Origin of the sequence: Streptococcus sp. 121, from assembly GCF_016458205.1 — a bacterium.
Taxonomy (GTDB): domain Bacteria; phylum Bacillota; class Bacilli; order Lactobacillales; family Streptococcaceae; genus Streptococcus.
Genome location: NZ_JAEMED010000018.1, coordinates 18,688 through 36,298, shown reverse-complemented (window position 1 = coordinate 36,298; position 17,611 = coordinate 18,688). Strand labels below are relative to the sequence as shown.

15 protein-coding genes are annotated in these 17,611 nt (G+C 41.2%); all 15 read left to right on the top strand.

Annotated elements, in window-relative coordinates; translation table 11 throughout:
* The first annotated feature begins 258 nt into the window (after positions 1–258).
* The 15 genes from JEQ21_RS05065 to rpsJ all read left to right on the top strand — a co-directional run bounded on the left by JEQ21_RS05065 (position 259) and on the right by rpsJ (position 17,412).
* Positions 259–810, top strand: a complete 552-nt coding sequence (locus JEQ21_RS05065) for an SH3 domain-containing protein (RefSeq protein WP_325176126.1) — start codon at positions 259–261, stop codon at positions 808–810.
* Positions 811–825: 15 nt separating this feature from the next.
* On the top strand, positions 826–1,515 hold the full coding sequence (locus JEQ21_RS05060) for a DUF6287 domain-containing protein (protein ID WP_199364367.1): 690 nt from the start codon (positions 826–828) through the stop codon (positions 1,513–1,515).
* A 985-nt stretch (positions 1,516–2,500) separates the two neighbouring features.
* Positions 2,501–3,637 carry an ABC transporter ATP-binding protein gene (locus JEQ21_RS05055; RefSeq protein ID WP_196091731.1) on the top strand — a complete coding sequence of 379 codons (1,137 nt, stop codon included), beginning with the start codon at positions 2,501–2,503 and terminating at the stop codon, positions 3,635–3,637.
* 21 nt (positions 3,638–3,658) lie between these two features.
* Positions 3,659–4,369, top strand: a complete 711-nt coding sequence (locus JEQ21_RS05050) for an N-acetylmannosamine-6-phosphate 2-epimerase (RefSeq protein ID WP_196091732.1) — start codon at positions 3,659–3,661, stop codon at positions 4,367–4,369.
* A 7-nt stretch (positions 4,370–4,376) separates the two neighbouring features.
* Entirely contained in the window at positions 4,377–5,687 is a 1,311-nt protein-coding gene (locus JEQ21_RS05045) for an ABC transporter substrate-binding protein (protein ID WP_196091733.1), read from the top strand.
* Between the two features lie 706 nt (positions 5,688–6,393).
* Positions 6,394–7,302 (top strand): carbohydrate ABC transporter permease, encoded by a 909-nt coding sequence (locus tag JEQ21_RS05040; RefSeq protein WP_196091757.1) that lies wholly within the window; start codon positions 6,394–6,396, stop codon positions 7,300–7,302.
* An 11-nt stretch (positions 7,303–7,313) separates the two neighbouring features.
* Entirely contained in the window at positions 7,314–8,141 is an 828-nt protein-coding gene (locus JEQ21_RS05035) for a carbohydrate ABC transporter permease (protein WP_442805116.1), read from the top strand.
* A gap of 4 nt (positions 8,142–8,145) precedes the next feature.
* A complete protein-coding gene (locus JEQ21_RS05030) occupies positions 8,146–8,805 on the top strand; it encodes a hypothetical protein (protein WP_196967475.1) in 660 nt (219 codons plus the stop codon).
* Positions 8,792–9,706, top strand: coding sequence for a dihydrodipicolinate synthase family protein (locus JEQ21_RS05025; RefSeq protein WP_199364364.1), 915 nt, complete (start codon positions 8,792–8,794; stop codon positions 9,704–9,706). The genes JEQ21_RS05030 and JEQ21_RS05025 overlap by 14 nt, the downstream gene beginning before the upstream one ends.
* A 735-nt stretch (positions 9,707–10,441) precedes the next feature.
* The gene (locus tag JEQ21_RS05020) at positions 10,442–11,356 is read left to right on the top strand and encodes an ROK family protein (RefSeq protein WP_199364362.1); all 915 of its coding nucleotides are present in this window, start codon (positions 10,442–10,444) and stop codon (positions 11,354–11,356) included.
* Positions 11,357–11,405: 49 nt separating this feature from the next.
* Positions 11,406–12,239, top strand: a complete 834-nt coding sequence (locus JEQ21_RS05015; RefSeq protein ID WP_196967478.1) for a MurR/RpiR family transcriptional regulator — start codon at positions 11,406–11,408, stop codon at positions 12,237–12,239.
* 452 nt (positions 12,240–12,691) lie between these two features.
* The gene (locus tag JEQ21_RS05010; protein WP_199364360.1) at positions 12,692–14,512 is read left to right on the top strand and encodes an acyltransferase family protein; all 1,821 of its coding nucleotides are present in this window, start codon (positions 12,692–12,694) and stop codon (positions 14,510–14,512) included.
* Positions 14,513–14,525: 13 nt separating this feature from the next.
* Positions 14,526–14,918 carry a hypothetical protein gene (locus JEQ21_RS05005; RefSeq protein WP_199364358.1) on the top strand — a complete coding sequence of 131 codons (393 nt, stop codon included), beginning with the start codon at positions 14,526–14,528 and terminating at the stop codon, positions 14,916–14,918.
* Between the two features lie 578 nt (positions 14,919–15,496).
* The gene (locus tag JEQ21_RS05000) at positions 15,497–16,789 is read left to right on the top strand and encodes a uracil-xanthine permease family protein (protein ID WP_199364356.1); all 1,293 of its coding nucleotides are present in this window, start codon (positions 15,497–15,499) and stop codon (positions 16,787–16,789) included.
* Between the two features lie 314 nt (positions 16,790–17,103).
* The gene (rpsJ, locus tag JEQ21_RS04995) at positions 17,104–17,412 is read left to right on the top strand and encodes a 30S ribosomal protein S10 (RefSeq protein WP_135036571.1); all 309 of its coding nucleotides are present in this window, start codon (positions 17,104–17,106) and stop codon (positions 17,410–17,412) included.
* Positions 17,413–17,611 lie beyond the last annotated feature (199 nt).

Genomic DNA, 17,611 nt, shown 5'->3' with positions numbered 1-17,611 from the left:
TGTAATTTTATTTTCACGCTCAAGGCGTATTCGAGTTATCTCATGACTCTTATTCATCCAGTTTTAGTTACAGGCTCGGCAAAGCCCTAATAAACTTACGGATTTGTATTGCTCATCTTTATTATATACCTGAACTAATTTTCCGTCATGAGTTAGCAGGCGAAGCCTGCTTGGAGTTTTAGTTGGAGCTCCAAGTGTTGTTTATGGAGATGAGTCAACGGCTTCTGACTTGGAATTGGTGGTATCTAATGTAGGTGAATCAGATTCAAGGCAGGAAATCGTCGTTATATCCCGATTGAGCAATTAAAAGTAGTTTCTTCGAATATCAATGTACCTACACCAGATAGCAATTCCAGTGGTAGTGTCTTAGCGTCTAGTGGAACATATATTTTTGTGAAGAGAAGTCCAGTTAAAAATGAAGCAAGAATCAATACAGTTGATATTGCCTATTATGATGTTGGTTCATCTGTAAATTACGATAAAGTTCTAGAAGCAGATGGCTATCGTTGGCTAAGTTATCTATCATTTCAAGGAAACCGCCGTTATATTCCGATTGAAAAACTCAATGAATCTAATTCTAGTGTGACTCCTATTGTTGAAAAACAAAGATTTAACCTTCCACCTAGTGGAACGTACACATTTTCTAAACTATCATTTATCAAAAATGAACCAAAGGTATCAGCGGCTACGATTGCTACTTATGGGGTAGGAATGTCTGTAAACTATGATAGATTAGTGGATTCTGAAGGAAAAACTTGGTTAAGTTATATTTCAAATTCAGGAGTTCGCCGTTATATCGCCATCACTTAGAAGGAGGGGAGATATATGAGAAAATACCTAATCTGCTTAACCGCACTTCTCTTAGTAGCAGGCTGCTCTACAACTCAGAAGTCGGAGAAAACAGCTAGTTCTTCTTCAGCTACTGTTCAAAAATTCAGCAGTCAAAAATCAACTTCAAGTACCAAACCCAGCTCCAAAGGGTCGGGCACTTCTACTGCAAAAGTCGTTAAAGATCAAGCAGCTGCGTCTGCAAATGCAGCTTCTACACCAGCTGTAACCACTGAAACAAATGCTCCGAATAGTGCTCAGGTCAATGGAACTTCTGAAACGGCTGCTCCTTCTCAAAATCAAGTGGACCAGCCTACTCAACCAAGTCCCCCACCCCCTGAGGTGAATGTAGGAGCTGCCCTCCTTGCGGGTGATTTTTCATCCGTGGCTGGAGTTTGGCAAGATGAGTTTGGGAATCAATTAGTTGTAGATGCTGCAGGTAATGTCCATGTGGCAATGGCTGCTGGTGACCATATACCAGAAGTAGCGCGTGAAAATTTGACCCGTGATTTGTTTGTATATAAAGATGTTGCATCTTGGGATGGAACTGTCTATAGTGCATCAATGGGAAATGAATACCATACTTCTGGACTTCCAAGTTTTATGGTGAATCCAGAAAATGGCACAGTTTCCTTAGTGAATGAACATTTTGAAACCTACACCGGTACCTTTTCTCGTATCCAATAAGAGGAATCAAAGTCGGAATTTTAAAATGACCTTGAGTTATTCGTGAAAACTATTTCAAAAAACAAATGTGAATTGTCGAATTGCCGTACTTCAGTACTGTCAATCAAGTAGGACTTCATCAATTTGAGGTGTATCCGTTTGAGCGATTTAATCTTAAGTTTATCAGTTCAAAAAAGACAGAGGTGGCGGCTAGAGGTTGAGACAAAAGTCTCAACCTTATTTATTTATTTTCAAATAAAAGACTATATAATACTCATTACATTTCAAAATCTGAATGTGTTAATCCTCTTCGCCGAACTTATTGATTGCGTGCATTGCACGCTTATTGATAAGATTCAACAGGTCTCCCAGACCTGTTGAACTGTCTTCATCGGATTGATGGCAAGCGATGCTTGCTTCATTACCTATAAATTTTAATCCAATTCCTGGATTAAAATTCGTTTCAGATTTCGAACTGTTTCGAGTATAACATTAAAAACTAAAAAAGTATAGCAGATAGGAGAGCGAAGCAACTAACGATAGTTCGCCCTTATTGAGAGAACATTTCATGTTCTCTAATCCAGAAACTCAAAGAGTCAATCCCTGAGCCTTAAAACAAGAAAGCGAAGACAGTCTAGGGATAGACTATTTGTACCTGAGCCTAACAATAAAAGAGCGAGGTCGTTTTGGGGAGAAACCGTTTCAGTTTACAACATGAAATAAAGACTTGTAACGAACAATTTTTTTGCGAAAATCGTTCTGTCTCACTCTCTAGCCCTCTTTTTTTGCAGTGTATAGCCATTAGAATTTGTTTCCGAATCGTAAGAGATTGGAGAAACATTATGTGTTTGTTCGTCTGAAAGAACTTTCATCCCCTTCTCGAAATAGTGAGTTTTAGGAACTGTGACCAGAATTGTAAAATTTATTGTAAACGCTTTCTGTTCGATATATAATAGGCTTGAAGATAAGCAAGTTAGTATTATATGTGACAACAAGGAGGTAAGTGATGACAGAGTTGCAATTGAATCATTTGTATAAACGTTATCCCAATAGTACTTTTTACTCAGTGGAGGATTTTGATTTGCAGATTCAAGATCGGGAATTCATTGTTTTTGTAGGACCATCTGGTTGTGGAAAGTCAACTACTTTAAGAATGATTGCCGGTTTAGAAGATATCACAGAAGGAGAGCTTTATATTGGTGATCAATTGGTTAATGACATTGCTCCCAAAGATCGTGACATCGCCATGGTTTTTCAGAATTATGCTCTCTATCCACATATGACGGTTTATGAAAATATGGCATTTGGCTTGAAATTGAGAAAATATACCAAGGAAGATATTGATCAACGTGTAAAAGAAGCGGCAGAGATTTTAGGGTTAAAGGAATTTCTAAATCGAAAACCGGCAGATTTATCAGGTGGTCAGCGTCAGAGGGTTGCAATGGGGAGAGCCATTGTGCGTGATGCAAAGGTTTTCTTGATGGATGAACCCTTATCGAATTTAGATGCGAAGTTACGGGTTTCTATGAGGGCAGAGATTGCTAAAATTCATAAGCGTATCGGTGCTACAACAATCTATGTAACGCATGATCAAACAGAGGCTATGACGTTGGCGGACAGAATTGTCATTATGAGTGCCACAAAAAATACAGAGGGAACTGGGACAATTGGTAGGATTGAACAGATCGGGACGCCGCAAGAACTGTACAATGAGCCCAAGAATATGTTTGTTGCAGGTTTTATTGGGAGCCCTGCCATGAATTTCTTTACAGTGGATGTATCTCGCAATCTCATTTCTGATGGGAATCAATTTAGCGTAACCTTACCTGAGGGAATCCAGAAAATGCTGCAAGCGCAAGATCAATTGCATAAAAAATTGATATTTGGAATCAGACCAGAGGCCATCTCAGCAGATCCGATTGCCTTAGAGACTTTCCCCCAAGCTGTTATTGAAGCTGAGGTCATTGTTGCAGAGTTATTGGGTAGCGATTCAATTCTCTATTGTAAGATTGGGGAACAAGAATTTGCTGCGCGAGTGGATGCTGCCAACCATGTTGTAGCTGGTCAAAAGGTATCGTTAGCCTTTAATATCAGTAAAGGACACTTTTTTGATCCGGAAACAGGGATTCGCATTTTCAACTAGGTAGAAAGGTGATGAGAGGTATTGAGAGATAAAAAGAAGTCACTGTTTAAAGAACAAGTGGCAGGAGGAATTATTGTTTCTTGTCAAGCTTTACCAGGAGAACCCTTGTATCGTACTGAGGGAGGGGTCATTCCTTTGTTGGCGCAAGCTGCTGAAGAGGGTGGAGCGCGTGGATTGCGGGCAAATAGTGTGAGGGATATTCAAGAAATTAAAGAAGTTTCGGATTTGCCTATTATCGGTATTATTAAGCGGGACTATCCCCCTCAAGAACCCTTTATTACAGCAACTATGCGAGAGGTTGATGAGTTGGCTCAAATAGGTGTAGATGTGATAGCGCTTGATTGTACGCATCGTGAACGGTATGATGGACGGCCTCTTTTTGAATTTTTAAAAGAAATTCAAGAAAAATATCCAGAGCAACTATGGATGGCGGATATCTCTACCTTAGAAGAAGGACGAGCGGCAGCGGAGGCGGGAATCGATTTTATTGGGACGACCTTATCTGGCTATACATCTTATAGCCGTCAGGAGGATGGACCTGATTTTGAGTTAATCCGACAATTGGTTGAAGAAGGATTTGATGTGATTGCTGAGGGGAAAATCCATAGTCCTGAGCAGGCAAGGATGGTCTATGATTTAGGAGTTACGAGCCTTGTAGTTGGAGGGGCCATAACGCGCCCTAAAGAAATTACGGAACGATTTGTAGCTGCAATTCAAGCAGATAGAAAGTAGGTTATTTATGAAAATGCAGAAAGTTTTGGCTGGATTTTTAACGGCATCAGCAGTTGTTTTTTTAACAGCTTGTGGTTCGTCAGAGTCAGGGGGACAAAATGCGAGTAAAGATGGAGGAAAGACAGAGATTACCTGGTGGGCCTTTCCTGTCTTTACTCAAGAAAAAGCTAGTGATGGTGTAGGAACTTATGAAAAGCGGTTAATTGAGGCCTTTGAAGCCAAACATCCAGATGTAAAAATTAATTTAGAGACCATTGATTTTAAATCGGGTCCTGAAAAAATTACGACAGCCATTGAAGCGGGTACAGCTCCAGATATCCTATTTGATGCTCCAGGCCGGATTATTCAATATGGTAAAAATGGGAAATTGGAAAATCTCGATGATCTTTTTACTGAGGAATTTGAAAAAGATGTTGCAACTCCTGAGGTTCTCCAAGCTAGTAAAGCCGGGGATACAGCTTACATGTATCCAATTAGCTCCGCTCCATTCTACATGGCACTGAATAAAGAAATGCTGAAAGAGGCCGGTGTTTTGGACCTTGTAAAAGAGGGATGGACAACAGATGATTTTGAAAAAGTCTTAAAAGCCTTAAAAGACAAAGGCTATCAGCCAGGATCGTTATTCAGCAATGGTCAAGGTGGGGATCAAGGAACCCGTGCTTTCCTAGCCAATATTGGCGGTGGAGCTGTCACAGATCCAGAAGTAACGCGCTATACAACAGATAGTCCAGAATTTATTGCGGCCTTGGAGAAAGCTCAAGAATGGTTAGACAAAGGGTACTTGGCAAATGGTTCTCAATTTGATGGTGGAACGGATATTCAAAACTTTGCAAATGGACAGACTTCCTACACTCTTTTGTGGACACCGGCACAACAAGGGATTCAAGAAAAATTACTTCAAGCTAGTGGGGTAGAGGTTGTTGAAATTCCATTCCCTGCTCCAAAAGGTCAACCATCCTTGGAATATCTCGTGAATGGTTTTGCTGTCTTTAAAAATGGGGATGCACAAAAAGTTAAATATGCCAAAGAGTTTGTTCAGTTTATTGCAGACGATAAGGAGTGGGGACCTAAGAATGTTGTTCGAACAGGAGCCTTCCCAGTTCGTGTTTCTTATGGAAAATTATATGATGATGAACGCATGGATCGTATTGGCTCATGGACACAGTACTATTCACCTTATTACAATACAATAGATGGTTTTGCGGAAATGCGTACACTTTGGTTCCCAATGCTACAAGCAGTCTCAAATGGGGATGAGAAACCGGAGCAAGCATTGAAAGACTTTACAAAGAAAGCAAATGAAACAATTCATGAATAGTAGTTGTTAAAAGAGAGCGGATTCAAACGGCAACATTAAAATTTTAGTGTATGAGTGGGCTAGTTGACTTGGCTGTTTTCAGAGTTCAAAGGGTCAGTGATTGGCTCTTTGAGCTTCTTGAGAAGAGAGTCGAGAAATGCTGTTTTGCAAGTATCATTTGGCGACTCTGGCAGTAGACAATGCTATTAGAGCAATCTCACCCATTGCATCAAGGTTGGTTAGAGACTCTTTCAAAATCTCTTTAGCCTTGTCAGACCCGTAGCCCAGGAGACTATGGGAGGTTCGAGGTATAAAAAAGCAAAGCTTTTGTCAGATTTGCGCCGTCAGTGTTGTTTGTAGCTTATCCTCGAAGTAGTTCGAAATCTGAAACGAATTTTAATCCAGGAATTGGATTAAAATTTATAGGTAATGAAGCAAGCATCGCTTGCCATCAATCCGATGAAGACAGTTCAACAGGTCTGGGAGACCTGTTGAATCTTATCAATAAGCGTGCAATGCACGCAATCAATAAGTTCAGCGACGAGGATTAACACATTCAGACTTTGAAATGTAATGAGTATGACTTTCTCTGAACATACTTGCGACAGTATATTTGCACGCAAGTAATCAGGTTTGCCCTAGGGGGCTAATCGTGATTCGTTTTTGAACGGATTAGAGTATAAAATCAGAAGATTGAGCTTGTTGCCCCATTCTCTTTCCCACTACCATTTTTGAAGGGAGGTTCCTTGTGAAATTATCGAAGCTTCGTTTACAGGAAACGATTGTTGCTTACAGTTTCCTGGCTCCAATTTTATTGTTTTTTACTTGTTTTGTCTTGGCACCGATGATTATGGGATTTGTGACTAGTTTTTTTGATTACTCTATGACTAGTTTTGAGTTTATTGGTTTTGAAAATTACAGTCGCCTATTTCAGGATTCGGTATTTTTGAAGTCTTTGTGGAATACTTTGCTAATTGTGATTGGATCAGTACCTATTGTAGTATTCTTTTCATTATTTGTGGCTTCCCAGACTTACCAACAACATGTAATTTCCCGCTCTTTTTACCGCTTTGTTTTTTTCTTACCAGTGGTAACAGGAAGTGTTGCTGTTACAGTTGTATGGAAGTGGATTTATGATCCTTTATCTGGAATTTTAAATTTTGTTTTAAAATCATCTCATATTATTGAACAGAATATTTCCTGGTTGGGAGATAAACAGTGGGCTTTGCTGGCTATCATTATCATCTTACTCACAACATCTGTTGGTCAGCCGATTATTTTGTACATAGCGGCGATGGGGAATATTGATCATTCTTTAGTTGAAGCTGCTAGGGTTGATGGAGCCACGGAGTCTCAAGTTTTTTGGAATGTGAAATGGCCAAGTTTACTTCCAACAACCTTGTATATTGCAATCATTACAACGATTAATTCATTTCAGTGTTTCGCCTTGATACAGTTGCTGACCTCTGGTGGTCCCAATTATGCAACGAGCACGTTAATGTATTATTTATACGAAAAAGCCTTCCAATTAACAGAGTATGGTTATGCGAATACGATTGGTGTCGTTTTAGCCGTCATAATCGCTCTTGTTAGCTTTGTTCAATTAAGATTATTTGGAAATGAAGTGGATTACTAGGAGGCATGAGGATGAAGAGTAGGCTAAGTGTATTTAAAATTTTGTCAACTGTAATCTTACTGGCGTTGACCTTATTTTTCATTTTTCCTTTTTACTGGATTTTAACAGGGGCGTTTAAGTCACAACCGGATACGATTGTCATTCCTCCGCAATGGTGGCCGTCTCAACCAACTTGGGAAAATTTTGAGCAACTCTTATTTCAAAATCCAGCTACGCATTGGTTATGGAATTCCATTTTTATATCCACAGCGACCATGTTGCTAGTTTGTGTAACATCATCATTGGCTGGTTATGTATTGGCTAAAAAACGTTTTTATGGTCAAAGATGGTTGTTCTTGCTATTTGTAGCTTCAATGGCCTTGCCTAAGCAGGTCATCTTAGTTCCTTTGGTACGTATTGTTAATTTTCTAGGGATACATGATAGTTTGGCAGCAGTAATTCTACCGCTAGTAGGATGGCCTTTCGGAGTTTTTTTGATGAAGCAGTTCAGTGAAAATATTCCGACAGAATTGCTTGAATCAGCTAAAATTGACGGCTGTGGAGAGCTCTCAACCTTTTGGAATGTAGCCTTTCCGATTGTGAAACCAGGTTTTGCAGCTTTAGCAATCTTTACCTTTATCAATACTTGGAATGATTATTTTATGCAACTTGTCATGTTGACATCGAGGGAGAATTTAACTATTTCTCTGGGAGTCGCCACCATGCAAGCTGAAATGGCTACCAATTATGGTGTGATTATGGCTGGGGCTGCTCTAGCTTCGGTACCGATTGTGGTAGTCTTCCTACTGTTCCAAAAGTCATTTACACAAGGAATTACGATGGGGGCAGTGAAAGGATAATGAGATGAATCGGGAAACATGGACAAGGCTCTTTCGAACAGATCAGTGGTTGTGGCTGAGAGCAAATCAGATTTTTCATGTATTATTGTTAAATTTTTGTTGGCTTTTGGGTACTCTACCGGTTATTACTTGGGGGGTTACTCGTCTTGCTTTGGTAAGAGCTTTACAGACATGGAATCCCCAGGAAGTGACTCAAGTGGCTATTCCTTTTATAGCAATGATCAGAGATTATTGGAGAAGGGGATTGGTATTAGGGGGGCTTGATCTATTTCTTCGATTTCTCTGCATTGGCTGTTTTCTAATCGTACTGCCTCAAACGGATCCCTTATTTCTTTTCTGGAAAATTGCACTCCTACCAATTTACTTGTGGATTGATTTGTATTTCTTTTATGCCTATCCTTTAGTAGCTAGGGGAGTGTGGGGGTGGTATCCGCTGTGTATGCAGATTTTGGGGCAGTTGGTGGGGCACCCTGTGCGGAATCTCGTTTTGTTGATGATTCCGGTTTTAGTAGCCTTCTGCTGCTTGAGTCACGGGGTTAGTCTGCTGCTTTATCTATTTTTTCAATGTACAATTGGGCAAGCCTTATGGGCCTGGATACAAGTGTGGGCTACGGGCAAGAGTGTAGTGGATGAAAATGGAGAAAATGTGAATGAGTTTATTTAAATATAAAGGAATTATTCCAGCTTTGTATGCTTGTTATGATGAAGAGGGGGAAGTGGATTCCGTAAGGATTCAGAAATTGGTTCGGTACTACATGACCCAGGGAGTTAGAGGGCTTTATGTGAATGGTTCTTCAGGAGAGTGCATTTATCAAAATGTGGCAGATCGAAAAAAGATTCTTGAGGCAGTGATGGAGGTGGCGTCTGGCTCCTTAACGATTATTAACCATGTTGCGTGTAATAATACCAGAGATAGTGTGGAGCTTGCCAAGCATTCTGAAAAACTGGGAGTAGATGCTATCGCAGCAATTCCACCAATTTATTTTAAACTCTCGGAGGAGGCGATAGCAGATTACTGGAATACCATTAGTAAAGCTGCACCCAACACGGACTTCATTCTTTACAATATACCTCAACTAGCAGGAGTTGCTCTAACAGAAAAATTATACAAAAAGATGTTGGATAATCCCTGTGTGATAGGGGTTAAAAACTCTTCCTTGTCTGTTCAAGACATTCAACTATTTTCCCAAATAGGAGGAGATGAAAGAATCGTCTTTAATGGCCCAGATGAACAGTATATAGCTGGAAGAGTCATGGGAGCTGAAGCAGGAATTGGTGGTACCTATGGCGTTATGCCAGCTCTATTTGTGAAATTAGAGGAATTTATTCAAAACAATCAGCTAATCAAAGCTAGAGATTTACAAAAAAAGCTGAATCAAGTAATCGCATTATTGACCAGTGGTCGAAGTCATCTATATGCTTTAGCGAAGGAGGTCTTATCCCGAAAAGAAGGTCTAGCCTTGGGATCGGTGCGAGCGCCCCTCCCTGCTTTTCAAAAGGGGGATGAGAAACTGGTGACGCAGATTATTGCCTTACTTCTAGAAATTGAGGCAACTCTGTTGTAAGGAGCTCATAAATATTTTTAATACTCGAAACAGTTCGAAATCTGGAACGAATTTTAATCCAGGAATTGGATTAAAATTTATAGGTAATGAAGCAAGCATCGCTTGCCATCAATCCGATGAAGACAGTTCAACAGGTCTGGGAGACCTGTTGAATCTTATCAATAAGCGTGCAATGCACGCAATCAATAAGTTCGGCGAAGAGGATTAACACATTCAGATTTTGAAATGTAATGAGTATAAGAACCTTTGAAACCTTCTATTTTCCCCCAATCGAGGTATGAAAACTTTGTTGAATCAGCCTTTGGGATGTTTAAAAATTTAGTTTTTCAAGGGTTCCTTTAGAGGTTGGGACGATAGTCTCAACCTTCCTCTTTTATATTCGAAACAGTTCGAAATTTGAAAAAGCAATCCGATGAAGACAGAACTGAGGGTTCGGCGAAGAGGATTATACTCTTTTAGTTTATCTTTTATTACTGTGTTAGCTCGCCTTGCCGTACTTCAGTACTGTCTGCGACTCGCTGCCTTGTACTAAAAGACTATAAAATCGTTCTGTCTCACTCTCTTCGAGTTCGGTTTCAAATTGCTTTGAGTAATCTGATTGAAATGAAATTGGAGTATGTGAATTGCTTTCTATAGTATTCTAGAGCTAAGATTGGACGATGGTTCATCTGGTTTTTGAAGAGTATCTGAAACTAGCAATTTTTCACAGGAGTATATTTTGAAGGAGAAAATAAGATGCGTATTGTAGGGATTGATATAGGCGGCACAACTATCAAAGCAGATATTTATGATAATCATGGAAAATCGTATGGCTATTTCAGAGAAGAAAAAACAGCTATTGATAAGGGAAAGCAGCAAAATGGGATTGTAGGACAAGTTCTGGCCATTCTAGCAGATTATCAAAAAGAAGTTGTGTTTGATGGGATTGCCCTTTCAACAGCCGGTGTGGTGGACTCTCATAAAGGAGAAATTCTTTATGCTGGACCAAGTATTCCTGCTTATCAAGGAGTTAATTTTCGAAAGGAGATAGGGGACAAGCTTGGGATTCCTGTTGCTGTTGAGAATGATGTCAATTGTGCTGTTTTGGCAGAAGCTTGGCTAGGTGCAGCCCAGGGAAAACAGGATGTCGTCATGGTGACGGTAGGTACTGGAATTGGTGGAGGATTTCTTCAATCTGGCCATCTTGTCAGAGGCTCTACATTCACGGGGGGCGAGATAGGCTATATTCCAATAGGAGAGACAACATGGCAAGAGGTGGCGTCCACAACGGCCTTGATTGAGGATTATGAACAGTCTACGGGTCTAGGGGGAATCAATGGAAAAGATGTATGCGATGCTGTGGATCAGGGAAATTCTCTAGCAGAGGCAGTGCTGGATCAATTTATCGATCATCTAGCGACAGGGTTACTGACTTTATCTTATGCCTTAAACCCAGAGATATTACTGATTGGTGGAGGGATTTCAGCTCGCTCTGATTTACTTTTACCACGACTGGAAAAAGTGATGAAAAATCGGATTCAAAATGTTCGATTCCTCCCAGCTGTTATTGCAAAAGCCGCTTTGGGAAACGAAGCTGGTCGTATTGGAGCTGTTCGCCATTTTCTCAATCAATATGGGGAAGAATCCTGTTCTTTGAGGATAAAAGATTGAAAACGCTTTATTTTTTCTCTATACTAAGTATAGAGAGAGGAGGGAGCGCGTGAAATTTTTACCTATAAAAAGAATGATTGAACTTCATTATGATGAATTGACATGTACGGAGAAGGATATTGCGGACTTTTTTCTGGAGTCTGAACAATCTTTAAATTTTTTGAGGGCTCAGTGTCTAGCTAAACATTTACATGTTTCAGAATCGAGTTTGACACGATTTGCTCAAAAATGTGGTTTCTCAGGTTACCGAGAATTTATTTACCAATTGAAAGAACAACAGGAACAGATGAAGGCTACTTTTAATCCGGCCTTATCGAGTACAACGATACGTATCTTATCAGATTATGAGCAGATTCTTGACACGAGTCAATCCTTATTATCAGAAGTACAAATTGATTGGATGATTCATCACTTGGAACAAGCTAAGCGCGTTTATTTCTACGGAAAAGGATTCTCGGGCTTAGTTGCTCGAGAATTTAGTATCCGTTTTTTACGTTTGGGACTTGTATCTGAGGCGATTATCCATGACGACATGCTGCACTGGATAGATGGCGTTATTGATGAAAGTTGTTTGGTGATTGGTTTATCTGTTTCTGGTCAGACTCAATCTGTCCGCTCAGCTTTAGAGAAGGCCAAGAAGAAAGGGGCCAGTACTTGCTTAATCACAACGCAATATCATCGAATGGATTATGTTGACTGTCTTTTTAGAGTAGCCTCTACAAGACATTTAAATTATGGCAATCGAATTTCTCCTCAATTGCCTTTGTCCATTGCCCTAGATGTTGTATTTGCTTATTTTTTAGATTATGGAGAGCGGGAGAAGAAACAGGCTCTATATGAACGCTCTCTTATCCCAGGCGATGACCCATTACTGGATATTTAGAATTGATTCCCGTGAACGGTTTATTTTGCCCTTGTCAAGCCGCCTTGTTGAAACCATTGATTGCGTGCATCGCACATTTCGCCCAGAAGGATTTATTGAACTATCGTCATTAACTTTCTTAGCCATTTTATGGAAGGATTGGAGTAGTCCAATTTTGTTGCCTCAACTGGAGCTGTGAGTGTGGAAGAATTTTTCTTTTTATGGACGATAGTCTTTTAGTACAAGGCAGCGAGTCGTAGACTGGTCAAAATCACTGGGTAGATTTTGAGTTTGCTGATACAACTTTTGAGGAAAGTATCAAAGAAATACAGCAAGACGAGTTAACACAGCAATAAAAGATAAACGAAAAGAGAAAATAAGGTCTAGCTCCCCAGTTTTCCCACTCTATTTGGAATGTAACCGCATTTACGGTATAATATTAAAAAATAGGAAAAGTTCAGTTAGGAGTTTTTATGCGGATACGCTGGTTTTCTTGCGTTCGGGTCTTGGGGCTTTTGTGGGTCTTGCTCTACCATTTTTACCCCAAGTATTTTCCGGGTGGCTTTATTGGGGTGGATGTCTTTTTCACCTTTTCAGGTTTTCTGATTACCGCCCTCATAATTGACGAGGTGGATCGCACGGGTCAGGTAAACATGAAATCCTTCCTGCGGCGGCGTTTGTATCGGATTGTACCTCCGGTGGTTCTGATGCTTTTGATGACGATTCCTCTGTCTTGGTTGGTTCGTTTGGAGTACATCACGGACTTGCCGACACAGGTGGCGGGGGTCTTGGGTTATGTGACCAACCTTTATGAGATGCTGACAGGTGGGAATTACGAGGATCAGTTTATCCCCCATCTCTTTGTTCACAATTGGAGTTTGGCGGTGGAGGTCCATTTCTACCTGCTCTGGTCCTTCCTCCTCTATCGCCTTGCCAAGCGTTCTCGCAATGCCTATCAGTTTAGAGGCAGCATCATAACCTTGTCCATTCCTCTTTTGGTTCTTTCTTATGGAACCATGGTCTTGGGACTTTTAGCCGGAGCGAGTCCGTCTATGCTTTATTTTGCCAGCCTCAGTCATCTTTTTCCTTTCTTTTTTGGAAGTTTATTAGCGGCGACGACTGGTGTCTCCTCGCTGTCTCTGTCCTTTGAAAAGCGCTTGAAGCATTCCAACTGGCTGGGAATTGTGCTGGGAAGCTTGGTCGGTGTGGGTATTCTGGCCAGTCTGCTAATCCTGCTGCGCTTTGACCAGCCTGTGACCTACCTGGGAGGCTTTGCCTTGGCAGCCCTAGGAGCGACCTTCCTGATTCGCAGTATGCGTCTGCTCCACAATCAATTGCCAGATGTTAAAGAACCAGCCTGGTTGACTTTCTTGGCAGACACTTCCTACGGGGTCTATCTCTTCCACTGGCCTCTGTACATTATCTTTAAGGACCAAATGGTTCACTGGCAAGCGGTTTTCCTCACAGTCCTTCTCTCTTACACCTTTGCTTCTTTTTCTTTTTACATTATGGAACCCATCTTGGCAGGTCGTCAGCACTTCAATAAGCCAGCCCGCATCATTATGAGCATAGCACTGGTTGGCTTGGTGACGGCTAGTGGTGTTCGCCTCTACCAGGCGCCTGCCATGACCAACTTTGCCCGCGATATGGCGGGGAATAACATGGCCCAATCTGCACAAGGATTGGAACGCCTCTATTATCAAGTCAATCCCTCCGCACGGATCGAGAAGCTAGAAGAAGATCAGGAAATCGAGAGCCTGTCCGTTGATGGCGGCCTCTCCCTGATTGGAGATTCCGTAGCCCTAAGGGCCAATGCCCAACTCAACCAAGCCTTCCCAGACGGCAACATCGATGCCGCTGGCAGCCGCAACCTAACCCAGGCGCGTGAGATTATGAACGACCAAGCTCGAGCTGGAATCTTGGGGCAGACCGTCGTCATTGGTGTCGGGGTGAACATCGTGGACAATTACAAGGAAGAACTGGACGGCATCGTCAAGGACCTCCCTAAAGGCCACCGCCTTGTCCTCATCACCCCTTACGATGGAAACTCCGATCAATACATCGAAGCAACCGCAGAAGAAACCTGGAAATATGAACTGAAACTCGCCCAAAAATATACATTTATCACCCTGGCTGACTGGCATAAAGTCTCCCTCGGCCACCCTGAAATGTGGGAAGACAGCGACAACATCCACTTCGGTGGAACCGGCGAAGCCATCCAAGAGGGTGCTAAAATTTATACAAAAACCGTCCGCCAAGCAGTCGAAGCTGCACAAGATGGAGAGGTGAAATAGGAAAGGCAGTAGTATGACAAAAAAACGAGGTAAATTAAAAAGAAGAAAAAAACTTCGAAAAGCCTATTTTGATCTACACAATCTAGACGTAGAAAAAATTGGGGTAGAATTAGTTGAGTTACATCATATCGTTGAGTTTAATGAGTTTTATCGTCTGGGGAGATTTGTAGATGAACTTGGGAATGTCATTCTTCTTAAAAAGGATTTCCATGTTACTGGTACAGTTCAAGATAAGAACAAAAAGTATGAATTGGGTGTCAATGATGACCAAACTAAATTGATTTTGACTGATAAAAGCAACAACGTGCTAGAATTAACGATTGGGAAGGATGTTCATATAAATAAAGAACTAATACCGTATCTGTTAAGCTATAACCAATTTTTGCTTAGAAAAATTGGTTGGTAGAATGAGTCTAAAGAATCAACAAAGTAAGTTTTAGTTTATTCATTTAAAGAATGAGAGACCGACCAGAAAGCTGGCGGTCTTTTTTGTAGGGCTTTAGAAATGCTCGATTTGGATCATTGAAGTTCTGAAGTTGTAGGAGAAGTGAATGACTGAACCTATAATATTACTGCTCTTCGTTTTCTTTCCGAATCGAAGGTCTTGTCAAGAGTCCTAAAATCTGGTAAAATAAATACTCGAAATAAAGACTTTTAAGGTAGGACAGAGAGCCTACTAAGGACTTTTCGAACATTCAATATAAAATAGGAGTGGGGTTGTGCAAACTCTGCACTTGTTTTGTGTGATATTTAATCGAATACAAATCCGCCAGAGTCTCATTTCATGATGAGGCTTTTTTTAAAGCCAAATCAAATAAAACGCGCCTTCTTATTTTGATATAGTCTTTTAGTTTGTTTTTAGTACAAGGCAGCGAGTCGCAGACAGTACTGAAGTACGGCAAGACGAGCTAACACAGTAATAAAAGATAAACTAGAAGAGTATAAAGAATGCCATCAAAATAAGAGAACACAAAGGGGGATAAAATGGCAGAGAAACGTTTGTTATTTGATATTCATGAAAAGCCAGACACTGCAAAAGGGTTGTTGCTAAGTGTGCAACACGTTTTTGCTATGTTTGGGGCGACAATCTTAGTTCCAATTTTGCTAGGAATGTCCATTTCAACAGCTCTTCTAGCTTCAGGGATTGGGACTCTGATCTATATGGTGTCCACTAAATTTAGCGTTCCTGTGTATCTAGGTTCTTCATTTGCCTATATCTCAGCTATGGCTTTTGCCAAGGAGCAAATGGGGGGAGACATCAGTGCGGGCCAAACAGGAATCATGATGGTCGGTTTGATTTATGTGTTTGTCGCCTTGATTGTTTCTAAAATTGGAACAGGTTGGATTGATCGTCTTTTGCCACCAATCGTGATTGGGCCTATGATTATGGTGATCGGGTTGGGACTGGCCAATACAGCGGTAACTTCAGCTGGTTTTGTACAGGATGGGGATTGGAAGAATATGCTGGTAGCCTCAGTCAGCTTTATGATTGCTGTAACCATCCAAACCCGAGGACGTGGCTTTCTGCGGGTGATTCCATTCTTGATTGCCATTGTCGGAGGCTATCTCGTAGCAGTTCTCTTGGGAATGGTAGATTTTACACCAGTCAAAGAAGCTGCTTGGTTCTCCTTGCCAGATCTTAGCTTGCCATTTACGATAGGAATTGGAAGTTTTAAAGAATACAAGTTTTATTTCGGACCGGAAGCCTTTGCGATTTTGCCAATTGCGATTGTGACCATCGCGGAGCATGTCGGAGATCATATGGTTCTGGGAGAAATTACGGGTCGAAACTTTTTGAAAAACCCAGGTTTGAATCGAACCCTGATTGGTGATGGGGTGGCGACAGCGGTATCTGCCTTTATCGGTGGACCGGCTAATACGACATACGGTGAAAACACAGGAGTTGTTGGTTTGACTCGGATTGCCAGTGTATCTGTCATTCGGAATGCGGCTTTCATCGCTATTGGGCTAAGTTTCTTCTCTAAGTTTACAGCCTTGATTTCAACCATTCCAAGTGCCGTGCTTGGAGGAATGTCCATCCTGCTTTATGGGGTTATTGCCAGTAACGGTTTGAAAGTACTGGTTCGGGCGCGTGTGAACTTTATGGAATCACGGAACTTGGTTATTGCCAGTGCTATGTTGGTTTTAGGCCTTGGTGGTGCGGTCTTGAAACTTGGATCAGACTTTGTGATCTCAGGAACTGCCTTGGCAGCCTTGGTGGGTGTTCTCTTGAACCTCATCTTGCCAGCAGCTTCTGGGGAGTCCAGTGAAGAATAGACTTTTACTAAATAAGTAGAAAAGAGGGGCCTACTTCCCATGATTTATAATCAGAGGGAGTAGGCTTCCCTTTTTTTGTTCCGTCTTCCTTCTATCATATAAGAAAAAATCTCCTTTTAAATTTTTTTCAAAAAAACTTAGCATTTCCCTTGCAATGCTTCCGCGCGTGTGGTAGACTATTCAAGTGCTGTGAAAAACACAGTTTTAGCTTTGATACAAGAGGTTGCGACACGCTCGGTTGCATTGCCACGCAAGGCGGTCGGTTTTCTTGAGGAGCTAGCCTATTACTTAAATAGACGAAAAAGGAGAAAAAGATGGCAAACAAAAAAATCCGCATTCGCTTGAAAGCTTACGAACACCGTACACTTGACACAGCGGCTGCTAAAATCGTAGAAACTGCTGGTCGTACAGGTGCTGAAGTAGCGGGTCCAATCCCACTACCAACAGAGCGTAGCCTATACACAATCATTCGTGCGACTCACAAATACAAAGATTCTCGCGAACAATTTGAAATGCGAACACACAAACGTTTGATCGACATCATCAACCCAACTCAAAAAACAGTTGACGCTTTGATGAAATTGGACCTTCCAAGTGGAGTAAACGTAGAGATCAAACTTTAATCAGAAAGCGAAGAACCCAAGTAAGTCTATCAATAGAACTAGATAGAGTTGATCTGGGTCTCCCTTCGATAATTGAACCCGGCCTGAGCGCTGTGCAAAAAAGATAAACTTCCTAGTGTTCTTGGAACACATCGTCGGTTTCCTATTTTTGCTTTGCACTCTGAGGCCTTGGTATCTTCATTTGAGCATGAAAAACGCT